Annotated in this window: 14 protein-coding genes; 7 read left to right on the plus strand and 7 right to left on the minus strand. The window is 66.9% G+C overall.

What is annotated here, in order from left to right; all coding sequences use genetic code 11:
- Nucleotides 1-42: 42 nt before the first annotated feature.
- From ACREYQ_RS12390 to ACREYQ_RS12400, 3 genes are read right to left on the minus strand one after another with little or no spacing between them, the layout of a single operon-like run.
- Complete coding sequence (locus tag ACREYQ_RS12390; protein ID WP_432257888.1) at nt 43-924, minus strand: undecaprenyl-diphosphate phosphatase; 882 nt, start codon at nt 922-924, stop codon at nt 43-45.
- A 32-nt stretch (nt 925-956) separates the two neighbouring features.
- Nucleotides 957-1,517, minus strand: a complete 561-nt coding sequence (locus ACREYQ_RS12395) for a DUF1439 domain-containing protein (RefSeq protein WP_432257889.1) — start codon at nt 1,515-1,517, stop codon at nt 957-959.
- Between the two features lie 43 nt (nt 1,518-1,560).
- Nucleotides 1,561-1,866 carry a YkgJ family cysteine cluster protein gene (locus tag ACREYQ_RS12400; protein WP_432257890.1) on the minus strand — a complete coding sequence of 102 codons (306 nt, stop codon included), beginning with the start codon at nt 1,864-1,866 and terminating at the stop codon, nt 1,561-1,563.
- Between the two features lie 413 nt (nt 1,867-2,279).
- Here ACREYQ_RS12400 and ACREYQ_RS12405 point away from each other — a divergent pair, with 413 nt between their 5' ends.
- The 6 genes from ACREYQ_RS12405 to ACREYQ_RS12430 all read left to right on the plus strand — a co-directional run bounded on the left by ACREYQ_RS12405 (nt 2,280) and on the right by ACREYQ_RS12430 (nt 10,109).
- Nucleotides 2,280-3,095: a TetR/AcrR family transcriptional regulator gene (locus ACREYQ_RS12405; RefSeq protein ID WP_432257891.1), complete on the plus strand. Its 816-nt coding sequence runs from the start codon at nt 2,280-2,282 to the stop codon at nt 3,093-3,095.
- Nucleotides 3,096-3,097: 2 nt separating this feature from the next.
- Nucleotides 3,098-4,210 carry an efflux RND transporter periplasmic adaptor subunit gene (locus ACREYQ_RS12410; RefSeq protein ID WP_432257892.1) on the plus strand — a complete coding sequence of 371 codons (1,113 nt, stop codon included), beginning with the start codon at nt 3,098-3,100 and terminating at the stop codon, nt 4,208-4,210.
- An 11-nt stretch (nt 4,211-4,221) separates the two neighbouring features.
- Complete coding sequence (locus ACREYQ_RS12415) at nt 4,222-7,425, plus strand: efflux RND transporter permease subunit (RefSeq protein ID WP_432257893.1); 3,204 nt, start codon at nt 4,222-4,224, stop codon at nt 7,423-7,425.
- A gap of 114 nt (nt 7,426-7,539) precedes the next feature.
- Nucleotides 7,540-8,193 carry a protein-L-isoaspartate O-methyltransferase family protein gene (locus ACREYQ_RS12420; protein ID WP_432257894.1) on the plus strand — a complete coding sequence of 218 codons (654 nt, stop codon included), beginning with the start codon at nt 7,540-7,542 and terminating at the stop codon, nt 8,191-8,193.
- A 13-nt stretch (nt 8,194-8,206) separates the two neighbouring features.
- Nucleotides 8,207-8,530 carry a rhodanese-like domain-containing protein gene (locus ACREYQ_RS12425; RefSeq protein WP_432257895.1) on the plus strand — a complete coding sequence of 108 codons (324 nt, stop codon included), beginning with the start codon at nt 8,207-8,209 and terminating at the stop codon, nt 8,528-8,530.
- Nucleotides 8,531-8,606: 76 nt separating this feature from the next.
- The gene (locus ACREYQ_RS12430) at nt 8,607-10,109 is read left to right on the plus strand and encodes a TolC family outer membrane protein (RefSeq protein ID WP_432257896.1); all 1,503 of its coding nucleotides are present in this window, start codon (nt 8,607-8,609) and stop codon (nt 10,107-10,109) included.
- A 138-nt stretch (nt 10,110-10,247) separates the two neighbouring features.
- Here ACREYQ_RS12430 and ACREYQ_RS12435 read toward each other — a convergent pair whose 3' ends face one another.
- Entirely contained in the window at nt 10,248-11,078 is an 831-nt protein-coding gene (locus tag ACREYQ_RS12435; protein ID WP_432257897.1) for a DUF4377 domain-containing protein, read from the minus strand.
- Nucleotides 11,079-11,324: 246 nt separating this feature from the next.
- On the opposite strand from ACREYQ_RS12435, the gene ACREYQ_RS12440 reads away from it, so the two are divergent.
- Nucleotides 11,325-12,425 (plus strand): glycosyltransferase family 4 protein, encoded by a 1,101-nt coding sequence (locus ACREYQ_RS12440; protein WP_432257898.1) that lies wholly within the window; start codon nt 11,325-11,327, stop codon nt 12,423-12,425.
- A gap of 8 nt (nt 12,426-12,433) precedes the next feature.
- On the opposite strand, the gene waaA is transcribed toward ACREYQ_RS12440, so the two are convergent.
- The 3 genes from waaA to ACREYQ_RS12455 are packed head-to-tail and all read right to left on the minus strand — an operon-like array spanning nt 12,434 to nt 16,195.
- Nucleotides 12,434-13,723, minus strand: a complete 1,290-nt coding sequence (gene waaA, locus ACREYQ_RS12445) for a lipid IV(A) 3-deoxy-D-manno-octulosonic acid transferase (RefSeq protein ID WP_432257899.1) — start codon at nt 13,721-13,723, stop codon at nt 12,434-12,436.
- Complete coding sequence (waaC, locus tag ACREYQ_RS12450; RefSeq protein ID WP_432257900.1) at nt 13,723-14,829, minus strand: lipopolysaccharide heptosyltransferase I; 1,107 nt, start codon at nt 14,827-14,829, stop codon at nt 13,723-13,725. The genes waaA and waaC overlap by 1 nt, the downstream gene beginning before the upstream one ends.
- Nucleotides 14,810-16,195: a phosphomannomutase/phosphoglucomutase gene (locus ACREYQ_RS12455; protein ID WP_432257901.1), complete on the minus strand. Its 1,386-nt coding sequence runs from the start codon at nt 16,193-16,195 to the stop codon at nt 14,810-14,812. The genes waaC and ACREYQ_RS12455 overlap by 20 nt, the downstream gene beginning before the upstream one ends.
- Between the last annotated feature and the right edge of the window lie 47 nt (nt 16,196-16,242).

Raw genomic sequence — 16,242 nt, forward strand, 5'->3', positions numbered from 1 at the left:
GCATTAGGCCGATGCCATGCTTTTTTTCTGGCACAAACCCGATCAGGCGTGCCAGGACACCAGGCCGGAGTACGCGGTCACCAGCACCACGATGCCGAAGGCGATGCGGTACCAGGCAAACGGCTTGAAGTCATGCGTGGCAATGAAACGCAGCAGCCAGCGCACGCACAGGAAGGCGGACAGGAAGGCGAAGACAAAGCCCACCGCGAAGATGCCGAGATCATCGGCGCTCAGCAGCGCGCGCGCCTTGTACAGTTCATAGACGGTCGCGCCAAAGATCACCGGGATCGCCAGGAAGAACGAAAACTCGGTGGCCACCTGCCGCGACAACCCGAACAGCATGCCGCCGATGATGGTGGCGCCGGAGCGCGAGGTGCCCGGCACCAGCGCGAAGCACTGCGCCAGGCCGACCTTGAGGGCGTCGCGCCAGTTCAGGTCGTCGACCGATTCAATGCGCGGCGCGCCGGCCTTGGCGGCCTCCAGCAGCGCATTGCCCCGCGGATGCGAGACCGTGCCGCGGCGCGCATCGCGCCATTCGGCCAGCAGGATCACCACGCCGCCGACAATGAATGCCATTGCCACCGTGATCGGGTTGAACAGGTGGGCCTTGATCCATTTGCCGAAGATCAGCGCCAGCACGACGGCCGGCACCGACGCGACGATGACATTGACGGCGAAGCGTTGCGCCAGCGGATCGGACCTCAGGCCGCGCACCACCTTGCCGATGCGCGCGCGGAATTCCCAGCAGACCGCCAGGATCGCGCCGAACTGGATCACGATCTCGAAGATCTTGCCCTTCTCGTCGTTGAAGTCGAGCAGCTGGCCGGCCAGGATCAGGTGCCCGGTGCTGGAGATGGGGAGGAACTCGGTCAGTCCTTCGACGATGCCGAGTATCACGGCTTTCAGGGCAAGTGCGATTTCCATGCGGAAGGGAGATGCGTTGACGTAGGGCCGGTTCAGGGCCGATTGATCCTGACGTTGATGCCGTCAGACAAAACTGTGATTGTACCGGGGTCAACCTGCCTGCCGGCAACACGCAGCTGGTCTTCGCGGAAGGTATAGAGCGGATAGCCCTGCAGCAGCTGCTCAGCGAGGATCCCGCCCAGCGCGTTGAGCTGGCGCGAGAACTGCGCGGGCATGCCCTGCACGTCAAAGCGCTGCACCTCGGGGTCCTGCAGCACCACCGAGCGCGAGGGCTGGTCATAGCGCAGCCCGCTGTCCAGCGCAAAGCGGCCGGTCAGGGCCCGGCTGAAGAACAGCTTGTTGTCGATGGTGGCATCGAACTGCACGTTGACGCGGTTGCGCGCCGGGTCCAGCGTCAGCCGCGGGTTGGCCAGCTGGATGTCGAACAGCTCCATATAGCGCTTGTTGAACGGGAACTTGCGCTCAAGCGCCGCCTGCAACTGGCTTTGCGAGAAGGTGTACTCGTTGCGCCAGGCGCCGCAGGCGGCCAGGCCCACGGCCAGCGTGGCCGCGCCAGCCGCGGCGAGCCAGCGTCGTCGGGAAGTCCGGATCATATTGCCTCCGATTGCGGGATATATGGGTCGCCCCTGCCAGGCGTCATGCGTGCAGACCGGGCCGCTCGGGCGTGGCCTGTGGCGCGGTCAGGATTTCCAGCCGGGTCAGCCAGTGCAGCGCCGCTTCGCGCGAATCGCCGCACATTTCTGCCGACGGCTTCAGGCCGCCACAGAACGCGGGCCGGTCGGGCCTGCCGAACACTGCGCAGCGCATGTCCGGCAGCAACTGCGCGCACGGCTCGCCCGCCGGCTTGCCGCCAGGCATGCCGGGCAGCGGCGAGGCGATCGACGGGGCGATGCAGCAGGCGCCGCAGCCCGCGCGGCAGGAAAGGTCTGACCGGCAACTCATGACAATGGCTCAGGATCGGCAGCCGCCTGAGGCGGCCAACGCAAAGGGGCCATTGTGCCCGAAGGGCCGGTGCCGTCCTGTAAGAAAAGGAAAGCGCCGTGAGAGGCAACCTTGTCAGGATCCTGATAGATAACTTTTCATCGCCCACCGTCATTCCCGCGCAGGCGGGACAATGCACGTATGTGCATTGGACGTCCAAAGGACGGCCCGCAGGGTGAGCGATAGCGAGCAATCCAGCGTCTAAAAGTCACTGGGTTCCCGCCTGCGCGGGAACGACGATGCTCAGGCATCCGGGATCACATTTACCAATCCGCCTCGGGCTGTTCCCGAGGGCAAACTGCCTGCGCTTGACCCCCTCAAGACGCTCATCTACATTACTGACCCATAAGTTATTAACCTCCAGACCAGCCCCCGTGCCCCGCAGTACCAGCAAGACCTCCGTGAAAACACCCGCCGATTCGCACAAGGACGCCGACACCCCGCGCTGGAGCCGGCGCAAGGCCGCCCGCCCGCAGGAGCTGGTGGCCGCCGCGCTCGACCTGTTCGTGGAGCGCGGCTACGCCGCCACGCGCCTGGAAGACGTGGCCGCGGCCGCCGGCGTGTCCAAGGGCACGGTCTATCTCTACTTCGCCAACAAGGAAGAGCTGTTCAAGTCGGTGGTGCGCGAGAACCTGGTGCCGGCACTGGCGCGCGGCTCCAACCTGGTCGAGGCCTACGCCGGCAGCACGCCCGAGCTGTTGCGCGAACTGCTGCGCGGCTGGTGGGGCCTGATCGGCGCCACGCCGGTGGCGGGGCTGACCAAGCTGATCATGGCCGAGTCGGCCAATTTCCCGGACATCGCCCGTTTCTATAACCAGGAAGTGATGGTGCCCGGCGACGAGTTGTTCGCCAAGGTGCTGGCGCGCGGCGTGGCGCGCGGCGAATTCCGCGCGATGCCGGCCAACCCCACCACGACGCTGATCTGTGCACCGCTGGTGTTCCTGATGCTGTGGCAGCGCGCGCTGCGCGCCACCTCGGAGAAGGACATTGATCCCGAGGCGTTCCTGGACGGCCTGCTGGATACGCTGCTGTTCGGACTGACCACCGGCGACGCCCGCGAGCGCCCGCTGCCGGTGCAGACCGGCCCCTATATCTGGGAACGCATCCGCGACGACATGCTGGCGCAACGCGCCGCCGCCATGGATGCCGACACCGAGCCCGATTCCCCTGCGCCGCGACCCGGCACCTGAACATGAAGCGAAAGACCCTGCTGATCACCGCCGCCTGCATCGCCCTTGCGCTGACCGCCACGGCCGCCGTGCGCAAGGCCGGCAGCGCGCGCCAGCCGCAGGCGCCGGCCCAGGCCGCCGCCAACGCGGTGGAATTCCTGCAGACCGACCTGGTAAGCGTGGCGCGCCAGGACCTGCAGGTCTCGCTGCCGCTGTCGGGCGGACTGCGTGCGCTGAACCAGGCCTCGGTCAAGGCCAAGGTCTCGGGCGAGGTCAAGGAGGTGCTGGTGCGAGAAGGCGAGCCGGTGCGGGCGGGGCAGCTGATCGTTCGCATCGACCCGACAGAATACGAGGCCAAGGTGGCGCAGGCGCGCGGGCAGATGCTGGCCGCGCGCGGGCAGTTCGAGAACTCGCGCCAGACCTGGGAGCGCAACCGCGAGCTGGTCGACAAGGGCTTTATCTCGAAGACCGCCTTCGACAAGTTCCAGTCCGACCTGGACGTGGCCCGCGCCAACCTCGACGCCGCTCAGGGCGGGCTGGCGGTGGCGCAGAAGGCGCTGGCCGACACCGTGGTCAAGGCGCCGCTCGATGGCATGGTGGCCGCGCGCGCGGTGCAGCCGGGCGAAAAGGTATCGCCCGATACACGCCTGGTCGACGTGGTCGACCTGCGCGTGCTGGAACTGGAAGCGCCGATCCCGATGGCGGACGTGGCGCGCGCCGCGGTCGGCCAGCCGGTGGCGCTGGACGTGGAAGGCGCCGGCCGCTTTACCGGCAAGCTGGTGCGCATCAACCCGGCCGTCAGCCAGGGCACGCGCAGCATCATGGTCTATATCCGCGTCGAGAACGCCGACCAGACGCTGCGCGCCGGCATGTTCGCGCGCGGTGCGCTGGTGCTGGGCGAGCGCGCCGGCGTGGTGGCGGTGCCGTCCTCGGCGGTGCGCACTGAGGGCGAGCGCGCCTTCGTCTATGCCATTGACAAGGACACGCTGGCCGAGCGCCCGGTGCAGCTTGGCATCCGCGACGAGGCCAGCGGCATGGTGGAAATCGTCGCCGGGCTGGACGCCGGCACCGAGATCGTCCGCAACAACCTTGGCACGCTGCGCAGCGGCAGCCAGGTCAAGCGCGTCAAGGCGTAAGGACCCGCGCCATGTGGTTCACCCGCCTGTCCATTCGCAACCCGGTGCTGGCCACCATGATGATGATGGCCTTCATCGTGGTGGGGCTGTTCTCTTACCAGCGGCTGCCGGTCGACCAGTTTCCCGACATCACCTTCCCGGTGGTGGTGGTGCAGACCGAATACCCTGGCGCCGCGCCGGAGTCGGTGGAGTCCGACGTCACGCGCAAGGTCGAGGAGATCGTCAACACCATCTCCGGCATCGACGAGATCTTCTCGCACTCCTACCAGGGCACTTCGGTCGTCGTCATCAAGTTCGACCTGAGCGTCGATGTCGGCCAGGCCGCGCAGGACGTGCGCGACAAGATCGCGCTGATCCGCCCGCAGTTCCGCGACGAGGTGAAGGAACCGCGCGTGCTGCGCTATGACCCGTCCGACGCGCCGATCTTCTATCTGTCAGTCTCCAACGCACCCGGCGCCAACCGCAGCCAGCGCGAGCTGACCACCATCGCCGACCAGATCGTGCGCAAGCGCCTGGAAACGGTGCGCGGCGTGGGCGCCATCAATATCGTCGGCGGCACCAAGCGCGAGGTCGAGATCCGCATCCGCCCCGCGCAGCTGGAAGCGCTGGGTATCGGCGTGGACCAGGTGATGAACGCCATCCGCAACGAGAACCAGGAACTGCCCGCGGGCGAGCTGCGTTCCTCGGCCACGGAAACGGTGGTGCAGATCAAGGGCCGCGTGCCGACGCCTGACGCGTTCCGCCAGATCATCGTGGCGCGCCGCGCCGGCCAGCCGGTCACCCTGGGCGAGATCGCCGACGTGCGCGACGGCCAGGAAGAGCAGGAAAGCCTGGCGCTGCTGGACGGCAAGCGCGCCCTGTTCCTGTCGGTGGTGAAGGCGCAGGGCCAGAACACCGTCGACACCGTCGACGGCCTGGTGCGCATGACCGCGCAAACGCGCAAACTGGTGCCGGCCGGGGTGCAGCTCAACGTGGTCAACGACACCGCGCGCGGCATCCGCAGCAGCGTCAAGGAAGTGCGATCGACGCTGCTTGAAGGCGCCTTCCTGACGGTGGCGATCGTGTTCCTGTTCCTGGGCTCCTGGCGCAGCACCGTGATCACCGGGCTGACGCTGCCGATCGCGCTGATCGGCACTTTCGGCGTGATGTATATGTGCGGCTTCACGCTCAACGTGATCACGCTGATGGCGCTATCGCTGTGCGTCGGCCTGCTGATCGACGATGCCATCGTGGTGCGCGAGAACATCGTGCGCCACAACCTGATGGGCAAGGACCACCACACCGCGGCGCTGGACGGCACCAACGAGATCGGGCTGGCGGTGCTGGCCACCACCTTCTCGATCGTCGCCGTGTTCCTGCCGGTGGGCTTCATGGGCGGCATCATCGGGCGCTTCTTCCACCAGTTCGGCATCACCGTGGTGGCGGCGGTGCTGATCTCGATGTTCGTCTCGTTCACGCTGGACCCGATGCTGTCGTCGGTCTGGCATGACCCGGACCTGCACGGCACCGGCAACAAGACAAGCTGGTATGGGCGCACCGTGGGGCGGCTGCTGGACTGGTTTTCGGCAAAGATGGACAAGCTTGGCAACGGCTATGCCTGCATGCTGGGCTGGGCGCTGAAGCACCGGCTGGCCACCGCCATCATCGCGGCGGTGACCTTCTTCGGCAGCTTTGCGCTGGTGCCGCTGATCGGCACGGAGTTCGTGCCCAATGCCGACCTGGGCGAGACCCAGGTGGGCTTCACCACGCCGGTCGGCACCTCCATCGACGTCACCGAAGCCAAGGTGCGGCAGGTGGAGGCCGCGCTGAAATCCTTCCCGGAAGTGGCCTACACCTACGCCACCATCAACTCGGGCAATGCCTCGGGCCGCAACAATGCACTGGTGTCGGTGCGGCTGACCGAGCGGCGTTCGCGCCAGCTGTCCACCGCGCAGCTCAACCCGCTGATCCGCCAGCGCCTGGCGGGCATCGCCGGCATCACGCTGACGATGGTGGGCATGCCTGACGGTGCCGGGGGCCAGAAGGCGATCCAGGTATCGATCCAGGGCGAAGACCTTGACGAACTGCGGCGCCTGTCCAGGGAAGCCAGCGCGCGCATGACGGCGATCCGCGGCCTGACCGACCTGGATTCAAGCATGAAGGACGACCGCCCCACCATCGAGGTGCGCATCCGGCGCGAGCTGGCCTCGGACCTGGGCGTTGGCGTCGCGCAGATCGGCAATGCCCTGCGCCCGCTGCTGGCCGGCGACGCCATCAGCTCCTGGCGCGCCCCCGACGACCAGAACTACGACGTGCGCGTGCGCCTGCCCAAGGACGCGCGTACCGGCATGGCCGACCTGAGCGCGTTGATGATCGCCAGCAGCCAGACTAATGCCGACGGCTCGCCGAAGATGGTGCCGCTGCGCCAGATCGCCGAGCTGGTGCCCACCACGGGCGCCAACCAGATCAGCCGGCGCGACCTGAACCGCGAGGTCGAGCTGACCGCCAACGTGGCCGGGCGCTCGGCGGGCGAAGTGGCGCGCGACGTCAAGGCCGCGCTGGACGGCGTGAACTGGCCGGCCGGCTACAAGTACCGCTTCGGCGGCTCGACCAAGTCGATGAACGAATCCTTCGGCTTTGCGGTGTCGGCACTGGCGCTGGCGGTGATCTTCATCTACATGATCCTGGCCTCGCAGTTCGCCAGCTTCTTCCAGCCGATCGCCATCATGACCTCATTGCCGCTCACGCTGATTGGCGTGTTCGCGGCGCTGCTGCTGTTCCGCTCGACGCTGAACATGTTCTCGATCATCGGCTTCATCATGCTGATGGGGCTGGTGACCAAGAACGCCATCCTGCTGGTGGACTTTGCCAACCAGGCGCGGCACGGGCATGTGGACGGCGCCGACGGCAAGGCGCCGCTGTCCCGGGAAGCGGCACTGATCGAAGCCGCCCGCGTGCGGCTGCGCCCGATCCTGATGACCACGCTGGCGATGATCTTCGGCATGGTGCCGCTGGCCTTCAGCCTGGGCGAAGGCGCCGAGCAGCGCGCGCCGATGGGCCAGACCGTGATCGGCGGGATCATTACCTCGTCGATCCTGACGCTGGTGGTGGTGCCGGTGATCTATACGTATCTTGATGATTTTGGCGCCTGGCTGCGCCGGCTGTGGCAAGGCAAGACCGCCAGCCAGTCAGCAGCACCAGACCGGCCGGCCTCGGCAGAGGCCAGCGCGGAATGAGCCCGGCGGCGTCCACAAGGTTAAAATAGTGGGTTTGATAAGACTGTCCGGCCGTGGCACCGCGCGGCCGGCGCACAGACCGACAAGCGGTTGGCATTGGTAAGGAATGGCAAGATGGATCTCGAAAAAGCCCGATTCAACATGATCGAACAGCAAATCCGCCCGTGGGACGTGCTGGACCAGGAAATCCTGGATCTGCTGGCGGTAGTCAAGCGGGAGCAGTTTGTCCCGCCCGCGTACGCCTCGCTGGCGTTCGTCGACATGGAGATTCCGCTGCCCGCCGGGCAGAACATGCTGGCGCCGCGCGTGGAAGCCCGCATCCTGCAGGACCTGGCCGTGCGCAAGCATGAAAACGTGCTGGAAATCGGCGCCGGCTCCGGCTACATGGCCGCCCTGCTGGCCAACCGCGCCCGCCACGTGCTGAGCGTGGACATCGTGCCCGAGCTGGTCGAGCTGGCCCGCACCAACCTGGCCAACGCCGGCATCACCAACGTCGACGTGGCCGAAGGCAATGCCGCCGATGGCTGGAGCGCCGCCGCACCGTACGACGTGATCTGCATCTCCGGCTCGCTGCCGGCGATTCCGCAATCGATCCTGTCGCAGGTCAAGGTGGGCGGCCGCATCGCCGCCTTCATCGGCGAGCTGCCGGTGATGGAAGCACGCCTGGTCACGCGCGTGTCCGAGACCGAATACCAGGTCGTCAACCTGTTCGAAACCGCGATCAAGCCCCTGCAGGGCGCGGCGCGGCCGTCGCAATTCCAGTTCTGAGGACGAAGTCATCATGCAGGTCATCCAAGCGACCGAACTGGCCCAGTGGCTGGCCGACGCCAGCCGCGCCAAGCCGGTTCTGCTCGACGTGCGTGAAGGCTGGGAGGTGCAGACCTGCGCCATGCCCGGCATCACCCACATCCCGATGCGCGACATCCCCGCGCGCGCAGCCGAACTGGACGAAGACGCCGACATCGTCTGCATCTGCCATCACGGCGCACGCAGCATGCAGGTGGCGGCCTACCTGGAGCGCCAGGGTTACGCCAAGGTCTACAACCTGACCGGCGGCGTCCACGCCTGGGCCAGCGATGTCGACCCGGCCATGCCGAAGTACTGACGCAGCAGTCCAGCACAGCAACACCAAGAAGAAACGACTGTAGGCCGCGCCCCGCGCCCGGCAACCTGGAGCTTTCATGACGTTTGCGCCCACCGCCCTGCCCGGAGTGATCCGGACGCGCCTGGCGATCGCGGTTTCCCTGCTTGCCCCGCTGCTGGCGATGATGCCCGCGGCGCCGGCAAGCGCGGCCGACCTGCTGCAGGTCTACCGCGATGCGCAAGCCAATGACGCGCAGTTCGCCAGCGCGCGCGCGCAGCTGCTGGCCACGCGCGAGAAGCTGCCCCAGGGCCGCGCCGGGCTGCTGCCGCAGATCACCGGCTCGGCCGGTGCAACGCGCACCAACGTCGACCAGAGCGTGCCGGTCGTCGCCAACCGGTTCTTCAACAACAACAACTGGGCGCTGCAGCTGACCCAGCCGCTGTTCCGCTGGGATCGCTGGGAAACCTACAAGCAGGGCGAACTGGCCGCGCTGGCCGGCGAAGTCTCGTTCCGCCAGGCCGAGCTCGACCTGATCACGCGCTCATCGCAGGCCTACTTCGACGTCCTCACCGCGCAGGACAACCTGTACCTCGCCGGCGCGCAGAAGAAGGCCATCGCCGAACAGCTGGCGCAGGCCAAGCGCAATTTCGAGGTGGGAACGGCAACCATCACCGATGCCAACGACGCGCAGGCACGCTACGACCTGGCAACCTCGACCGAGATCGCCGCACAGAGCGCGCTGGAGGTTGCGCGCGCGAACCTGCAGCAGATCACCGGCAAGCCCGTCGACGAACTGCTTGGCCTGCGGCCCGAGGCCGCCATTCCCGGCCCGCAGCCCGCGGACGCGAACGCGTGGGCGGCCCAGGCAGAGGCCACCAATCCGCAGGTCGGCCTGGCCGGCTACAACCTGGAAACGGCCCAGCGCGAGAACAACAAGGCCAAGTCCGGCCACTTGCCTTCGGTAGACCTGGTGGCCTCGTACGGCTTCACCAACTCCACCGGGATGGCCACCCAGCAGGTCAACATCGCCAGCCGCAACAACAACGGCCAGATCGGCGTGCAGCTGACGCTGCCGATCTATTCCGGCGGCCAGATCCAGTCGCGCGTGCGCGAGACGCGTGCGTTAGCCGACAAGGCTGCCAGCGACCTGGAATTCGCGCGCCGCACAGCCGCGCAGAGCGCGCGCCAGAGCTATTCGGGCGTTTCCAACGGGCTGGCACAGGTGAAAGCGCTCGAGGCGGCCGAGCATTCTGCCCAGAGCGCGGTCGAGTCGAACCAGCTTGGCTACGAGGTGGGCGTGCGCATCAATATCGACGTGCTGAACGCCGAAGCGCAGCTCTTCCAGACCCGCGCCAACCTGGCCAAGGCGCGCTACGACACCATCATGAACGGGCTGCGGCTGAAGGCCTCGACCGGCGTGCTGCAGGAGGACGACGTGGTGCAGATCAATACGCTGCTGACCTCGTCGCCGGGTGCCATGTACAAGCTGCCGTCGAAGACGAAGATAGGCGCCGTGGCAACGCCGTCAAACCCGCCTGCCGCGGCCCAGCGGCGCGGCGGCAGGCGTGAAACGATCACGGGCGGCGCACCGCGTTCCTGAGCGGGCGGCCTGCGGCCAAAGACACTGGATCCCCGCCTGCGCGGGGATGACGGCGTGCATAAGCGAGGCGCGCAGCGCCAAAGCTGCGTCGTTCCCGCGCAGGCGGGAACCCAGTGATTTTCAGATGCCTCGGCTACCCTATTGCCCCCGCGTCCTCGATTCCACCTTCAGCAACTGCCAGCGGATCGACGACGCATCCGCCGGCGGATTCGGCACCTGGTACTCACGCACGCGCAGCTTGTAGGCCACGCCCGGCTCAAAGTCCAGCCCTTCGATCGGGCCATACCAGAGCTGCCACGGGGCCTGCGGCGATTCACGCCAGCGATAGCACGTCATCTTGCCCACGCCCGAGCACGCCACGCGCTGCGAATCGATGTACACGACCTTCTCGACGCCGCCTGCATCCACGCTCGCGCCGCGCTTGCCCACGCCCTCGCGCTCGACAAACTGCAGCAGGTCGCCGCCAGCAGTCTTCCAGATGATCTGTCGTCCCATACTGCCCGCCGACGGCTGCGTGCCGACAGTGGCGAACGGCGTCTGCATTGCCTTGAGCAGGGTCGACTCCAGCTCCATGCGCGGCGGCGGGCAAGCCATGCGCGTGCCGGCGATGCCGTCGAAACGGATCCCGGTATCGGTCTTGCCATAGCTGCCGGCAAAGCGGTTGCAGCCGCTGGTGCCGCTGACCGTGCCCTGCGCGGCATCGATGCCCTGGTTGAACTCGAAAATGATGGGCTGGCCGTTGTCGCCGTGGGGGATATCGCGCAGGGAGCCGTCGGGCTGCTGCCAGCGCACCAGTTCCCAGCGGCTGGGGCCGGAGGGCTGGGTCTGGTTGAGGTTGGTGCCGGCTGAGGGGAGGTTCTCGACAGGGCCAGTGGTACAGGCGGCAAGCGCCACTGCGGCGGCAACGAGGGCCAGGACAGCGCCGTGCAGGCCAATTGCCTGGCGGGTACCGCGATAAGATGTCTGCATAAGGGTAAGCTCCTGTGACAAGGCGAGAAGGCCATTTGCGGCCCTTGACGCTGCAAGCTGGCTCAGAGCCTGGCGGCTTCATGCAAGTTCAGCATCGCTGGCTGCGCGATGCTGGTGTAGTTTAACGCGTAGGCATATCGCACCACGATTGGCACCAACACAGGCCAAAGCCAAGGATAATTGCAGACGCCTGTAAGTTCCCGCTTCTTTCCTGGCCGCACCCCCATACCTGCCGCCTTGCCAGCCATGCCTCTTCACAACCCGACGTCCGGCCGCAATATCTGCTTTCTGACCGGCACGCTGAACGCGATGGCGGGCGCGGAGCGGATGACGGCTACCGTCGCCAATGCGCTGGCCGACCTTGGCCATCACGTCACCATCCTGAGTCTCTGGGACGCCGCCAGCCAGTTCGCGCTGCACCCGCGCATCCGCCACGAGGCACTGTTTGCGCAGCGCCCTTCCTTCAAGCGCGCTTATCTGGCCACGGCCGCCGGCATCCGCCGGCACTGCGTCGAACATCGGATCGAGGTACTGGTGCAGGTCGACACCATGCTCGAACTGTTTGTGCTGCCGGCCACCCTTGGCCTGGGCCTGCACCACATCGCGTGGGAGCATTGCCACTTTGACGAGGATCTCGGCAAGCCGGCACGCAAGCTGGCGCGTCGACTGGCGGCGCGGTTCTGCCGGCAGGTGGTCGTGCTGACCGAGCGAGACCGCCGCCGCTGGCTTGAAGCACTGCGGCCGCGCAGCGAAGTCGTCTGCCTGCCGAATCCGCTGCCGTTTCCCCTGCCGGCCGCACCGGCGCCACGCACGCAGAAGACGGTGCTGGCCATGGGCAGGCTGGTCGCGGCCAAGGGCTTCGATGTATTGCTGCGCGCCTGGCAGAAGGTGGCCGAAGCAGCGCCGGAATGGCAGCTGGTCATCCACGGCGAAGGCGAAGAGCGCCCTGCCCTGACTGCAATGATCGGAGAGCTTCGGCTCGAAGGCCGGGCAAGCCTGCCCGGCGTTTGCCATGATCCAGTACAGGCCTATGGCCACGCATCAGTCTTCTGCCTGAGCTCGCGCTATGAAGGATTCGGGCTGGTGCTGATCGAAGCGATGGCGTTTGGCCTGCCGATCGTATCGACCGATTGCGAGACCGGCCCCCGGGAACTGCTCACCCCGGGGCAGGACGCGCTGGTGGTTGCCGCGGACGACGCCGATGCGCTGGCCAAGGCGCTGCTGACCATGATCCGGCAACCGGAAATGGCCGCCCGCCTTGGCGCAGGCGGGCGCCACAAGGCAGGCAATTTCACGCTGGAACGGCTTGCCCTGCAGTGGGATGCCCTGATCAAGGCGCCAGGATAGCCACCGGTTCAGCCTTCCAGCGCCGGCGCCAGCGCCGCGAGGGTGCGCACCGTAGCGCCCCGATGCAACCCCGCGAAGGTCTGCGCATGGGCGCGCATATCCGCCAGCCGTGCCGGATCGGCCAGTACGCTTGCTGCGGTACGCATCAGCGCATCGGCATTGTCGACACGCAGGCAAGCGCCCGCGGCAATCGCGTCTTCCGTCGCCTGCGCAAAGTTGAAGGTGTGCGGGCCAATCAGCACCGGCGTGCCGACAGCGCAGGCTTCTATCAGGTTCTGCCCACCCAGCGGCAACAGGCTGCCGCCGATAAAGGCCAGGTCCGACGCAGCAAAGTACATCGCCATCTCGCCCATCGAATCGCCAAGCACGATATCGGCGGTCAGCGGTGACTGCATGCTGCCAAGATCCAGTTTGCTGCGGCGCTCCACCGAAAACCCCGCCCGCGCCGCCATCGCGGCCACCTCGTCGAAGCGCTGCGGATGACGCGGGATCAGCAGCAGGGCAGGGCGCGGGACGTTGCCCGCCAGCGACTGCCAGCGGGAGAAGGCCTCGAGCAGCATCGGCTCTTCCCCCTCGCGCGTACTGGCAGCCGCCAGCACCGCGCGCGCGCCGAAGATCTTGCGCAGCCGCTCGCCCAGCGCCACGCCGGCCGGTGCGGGCTGCATATCGAACTTGAGGTTGCCGGTGATCTGCACCGCCGGCACGCCCAGCGCATGAAAGCGATCGGCATCGCCGGCCGTCTGCGCCAGCACGCTGGTGAAATCCCCATACATCGCCGTTGCGGCGCGGCCAAAGCGCGCCGTGCGCCGGAAGCTGCGGGGCGACAGGCGCGCATTGACCAGGTACAACGGCACCGCCGCCTTGCGCGCGCCGCGCAGCAGGTTGGGCCAAACCTCAGTCTCCATCAGCATGCCCGCCTGCGGCTGGAAATACCGCATGAACCGTCCCACTAGCCACGGCAGGTCATAAGGCAGGTAGCACTGGAGGATGCGCGGCTCATTGCCGAACAACTGCGCGCCGGTCTGACGACCGGTTGGGGTCATGTGCGTCAGCAGCAGGCGGTGATGCGGATAGGCGGCGAGCAGCGCCTGGATCAGCGGCTGCGCGGCGCGGGTCTCGCCGACCGACACGGCATGAACCCACAGCCAGGGGCCTTGCCTTGGCAGGCCGCCATATACCCCCAGGCGCTCGCCGACATGCTGCAGGTAGCCCGGCTCCTTGCGCGCCCGCCAGGCCAGGCGCAACACCGCCAGCGGCAGCACGACCACCCACAACAAGCTATAGAGAAAACGCAGCATCAGGCAGACACCCCGCGCACGCGGCAAGCCGCCTCGTAGACTTCATCGACTGACGGCACCACGCCGTCATCGCCGACATTGGCAATGCGGTCGGACCAGTAGCCTTCCGTCTTCCAGCGCCACGTGGCTGTATAGATCTCCACCGTCGGCCGGCACAGCGCCGCGGCGATGTGGACCAGACCTGTATCCACGCCGATTACCACCTCGGCCCGGTTGATCAGCCCGAAGCCCTGCATCACGGAGAAGCGCGGCAGCACCCTGGCCTGCGGCACGCCGGCCGCAACGGCTTCGGCAGCCTGGCGTTCCTTGTCATTGCCCCACGGCAACAACATCACCAGGCCCTCTTCACCCAGGCGCTTGCCCAGCGCATGCCAGTTTTGCACCGCCCACTTCTTGCGCGCACCCGCGGTCGCATGGAAACACACGGCATAGCGGGCAGGCAAATCGGCCCACAGCGGATCGTCGACATGCAACGATTGCGCGGCCTGCCCGAAAAATTGCGGCGGCTCCGCCGGCGCGAAGCCGGTCAGCGCAGCGCCCAGCAGGCGCGAGCGCCGCACCGAATGCGTCTGGCGCGGCACGCGCACCGGGTCGGTGTATAGCAGCCGCGCCGCCGGTTCATAGCCCGAGCCCTGCGTCGCATTGCCCAGCCCGATAATCGGCGCACCCGGCGCGCGCCCGGCCACGCGCGCGACCACCGCGGTCTTCAGCAAGCCCTGGCTGTCGATCACGGCGTCATAGCGATCCTGGCGCAGGGCATCACGCACCTCGCCCATTTCACGCCAGGTGCCGCCCTGCAGGATGCGCTTGCGCCAGCGCCGCAGCGCGAACGGGATTACCCGGCGCACTTCAGGCAGCAGGCGTACCAGCTCGACATAGCCCTCTTCCACCACCCAGTCGATCTCGGCACCCGGCCAGCGCGCGCGCAAGTCATGCACCAGCGGCATGTTGTGCACCACATCCCCGAGCGACGACACCTTGACCAGCAGGATGCGGGGTCGCTCCGGCAGCGCAAATGGCACCGCGGCCGGCATGGGCTGCGCCACACCGGCCGCGTCAGACGATGCCGGCGGCACCGTCGCGCGCTCAGAACGGGAGCTGAGCATCCGGCTTCTCTGCCAGGATCACGCGCTTGAACTCCGCCTGGATGCGTGCCAGCGCGGCGTCGCTGTCCGCCTCGAAACGCATCACCACCACCGGCGTGGTATTGGACGGACGCGCCAGGCCGAAGCCATCGGCATATTCCACACGCACGCCGTCGATGGTGATCACCTCGCGCGCGCCCTCGAACTTTGCGTTCGCCCTGATCTTGTCGAGCAGCGTGAACGGCTCACCCTCTGCGCACTTGAGCTGCAGTTCCGGCGTGTTGTTCGCGTTCGGCAGCGCATTAAGCACGGCACTAGGGTCCGCATGGCGCGACAGGATCTCCAGCAGGCGCGCGCCGGTGTACAGGCCATCATCAAAGCCATACCAGCGGTCCTTGAAGAACACATGACCGCTCATTTCACCGGCAATCGGCGCGCCCGTTTCCTTCAGCTTCGCCTTGACCAGCGAATGGCCGGTCTTCCACATCAGCGGCTCGCCGCCGTGTTCACGAATCCACGGCGCCAGCTTGCCGGTGCACTTGACGTCGTAGATCACCTGCGCACCCGGATTGCGCGACAGGATCTCCTCGGCAAACAGCATCAGCTGGCGATCCGGGAAGATCACCTGTCCGTCCTTGGTCACGACGCCCAGGCGGTCGCCATCGCCATCGAAGGCCAGGCCGAGTTCGCAGTCCGTCTCGCGCAGGCACTTCATCAGGTCCTGCAGGTTCTCGACATGGGCCGGATCGGGGTGGTGGTTGGGGAAATTGCCGTCGACATCGCAGAACAACTCCGTCACCTCGCAGCCCAGGCCACGGAACAGGTCGCCGACGAAGGCGCCAGCCACGCCATTGCCGGCATCCAGCGCGATCTTCATGGGCCGGGACAGCTTGACGTCGCCAAGGATGCGGTCGAGGTACTTTTGACGCACATCGACTTCCTTGTACGTCCCAGCCCCACTGGTGAAAGTACCGGCCTCGATGCGCTGGCGCAGGGCCTGGATCTGCTCGCCATAGATCGCCCGGCCGGCCAGCACCATCTTGAAACCGTTGTAGTCGGGCGGGTTGTGGCTGCCGGTGACCATGATGCCGGAGGTGGGGCGGACGCCGTCGATTTCGATATTGGTGGCGAAATAGACCATCGGGGTGGCGACCATGCCGAGGTCCAGCACGTTCAGGCCGGCTGCCCGCAGGCCTTCGACGAGGCCGCCGAGCAGGTCAGGGCCGGAGAGGCGGCCGTCGCGGCCGACGGCAATGGACTTCTCGCCGAGCTCCACGGCAGCCGACCCGAACGACAAGCCGATCTGGCGCGCGACGTCGCGGGTGAGCGTTTTGCCCACGATGCCGCGGATGTCGTAGGCTTTGAAAATGGTGGGGTCGATTTGCATGTAGCGTCCTGTGTTGCTTGTCGTCCGCGCCGCACTTTGCCAGATGG

It is taken from the genome of Cupriavidus sp. TMH.W2 (assembly GCF_050847365.1).
Lineage (GTDB): Bacteria > Pseudomonadota > Gammaproteobacteria > Burkholderiales > Burkholderiaceae > Cupriavidus.

Bases quoted from the DNA above. Each gene is read 5' to 3' on its own strand.
- ACREYQ_RS12390 (WP_432257888.1), bottom strand. From the start codon at position 924: ATGGAAATCGCACTTGCCCTGAAAGCCGTGATACTCGGCATCGTCGAA.
- ACREYQ_RS12395 (WP_432257889.1), bottom strand. From the start codon at position 1,517: ATGATCCGGACTTCCCGACGACGCTGGCTCGCCGCGGCTGGCGCGGCC.
- ACREYQ_RS12400 (WP_432257890.1), bottom strand. From the start codon at position 1,866: ATGAGTTGCCGGTCAGACCTTTCCTGCCGCGCGGGCTGCGGCGCCTGC.
- ACREYQ_RS12410 (WP_432257892.1), top strand. From the start codon at position 3,098: ATGAAGCGAAAGACCCTGCTGATCACCGCCGCCTGCATCGCCCTTGCG.
- ACREYQ_RS12415 (WP_432257893.1), top strand. From the start codon at position 4,222: ATGTGGTTCACCCGCCTGTCCATTCGCAACCCGGTGCTGGCCACCATG.
- ACREYQ_RS12420 (WP_432257894.1), top strand. From the start codon at position 7,540: ATGGATCTCGAAAAAGCCCGATTCAACATGATCGAACAGCAAATCCGC.
- ACREYQ_RS12425 (WP_432257895.1), top strand. From the start codon at position 8,207: ATGCAGGTCATCCAAGCGACCGAACTGGCCCAGTGGCTGGCCGACGCC.
- ACREYQ_RS12430 (WP_432257896.1), top strand. From the start codon at position 8,607: ATGACGTTTGCGCCCACCGCCCTGCCCGGAGTGATCCGGACGCGCCTG.
- ACREYQ_RS12435 (WP_432257897.1), bottom strand. From the start codon at position 11,078: ATGCAGACATCTTATCGCGGTACCCGCCAGGCAATTGGCCTGCACGGC.
- ACREYQ_RS12440 (WP_432257898.1), top strand. From the start codon at position 11,325: ATGCCTCTTCACAACCCGACGTCCGGCCGCAATATCTGCTTTCTGACC.
- waaA (WP_432257899.1), bottom strand. From the start codon at position 13,723: ATGCTGCGTTTTCTCTATAGCTTGTTGTGGGTGGTCGTGCTGCCGCTG.
- waaC (WP_432257900.1), bottom strand. From the start codon at position 14,829: ATGCTCAGCTCCCGTTCTGAGCGCGCGACGGTGCCGCCGGCATCGTCT.
- ACREYQ_RS12455 (WP_432257901.1), bottom strand. From the start codon at position 16,195: ATGCAAATCGACCCCACCATTTTCAAAGCCTACGACATCCGCGGCATC.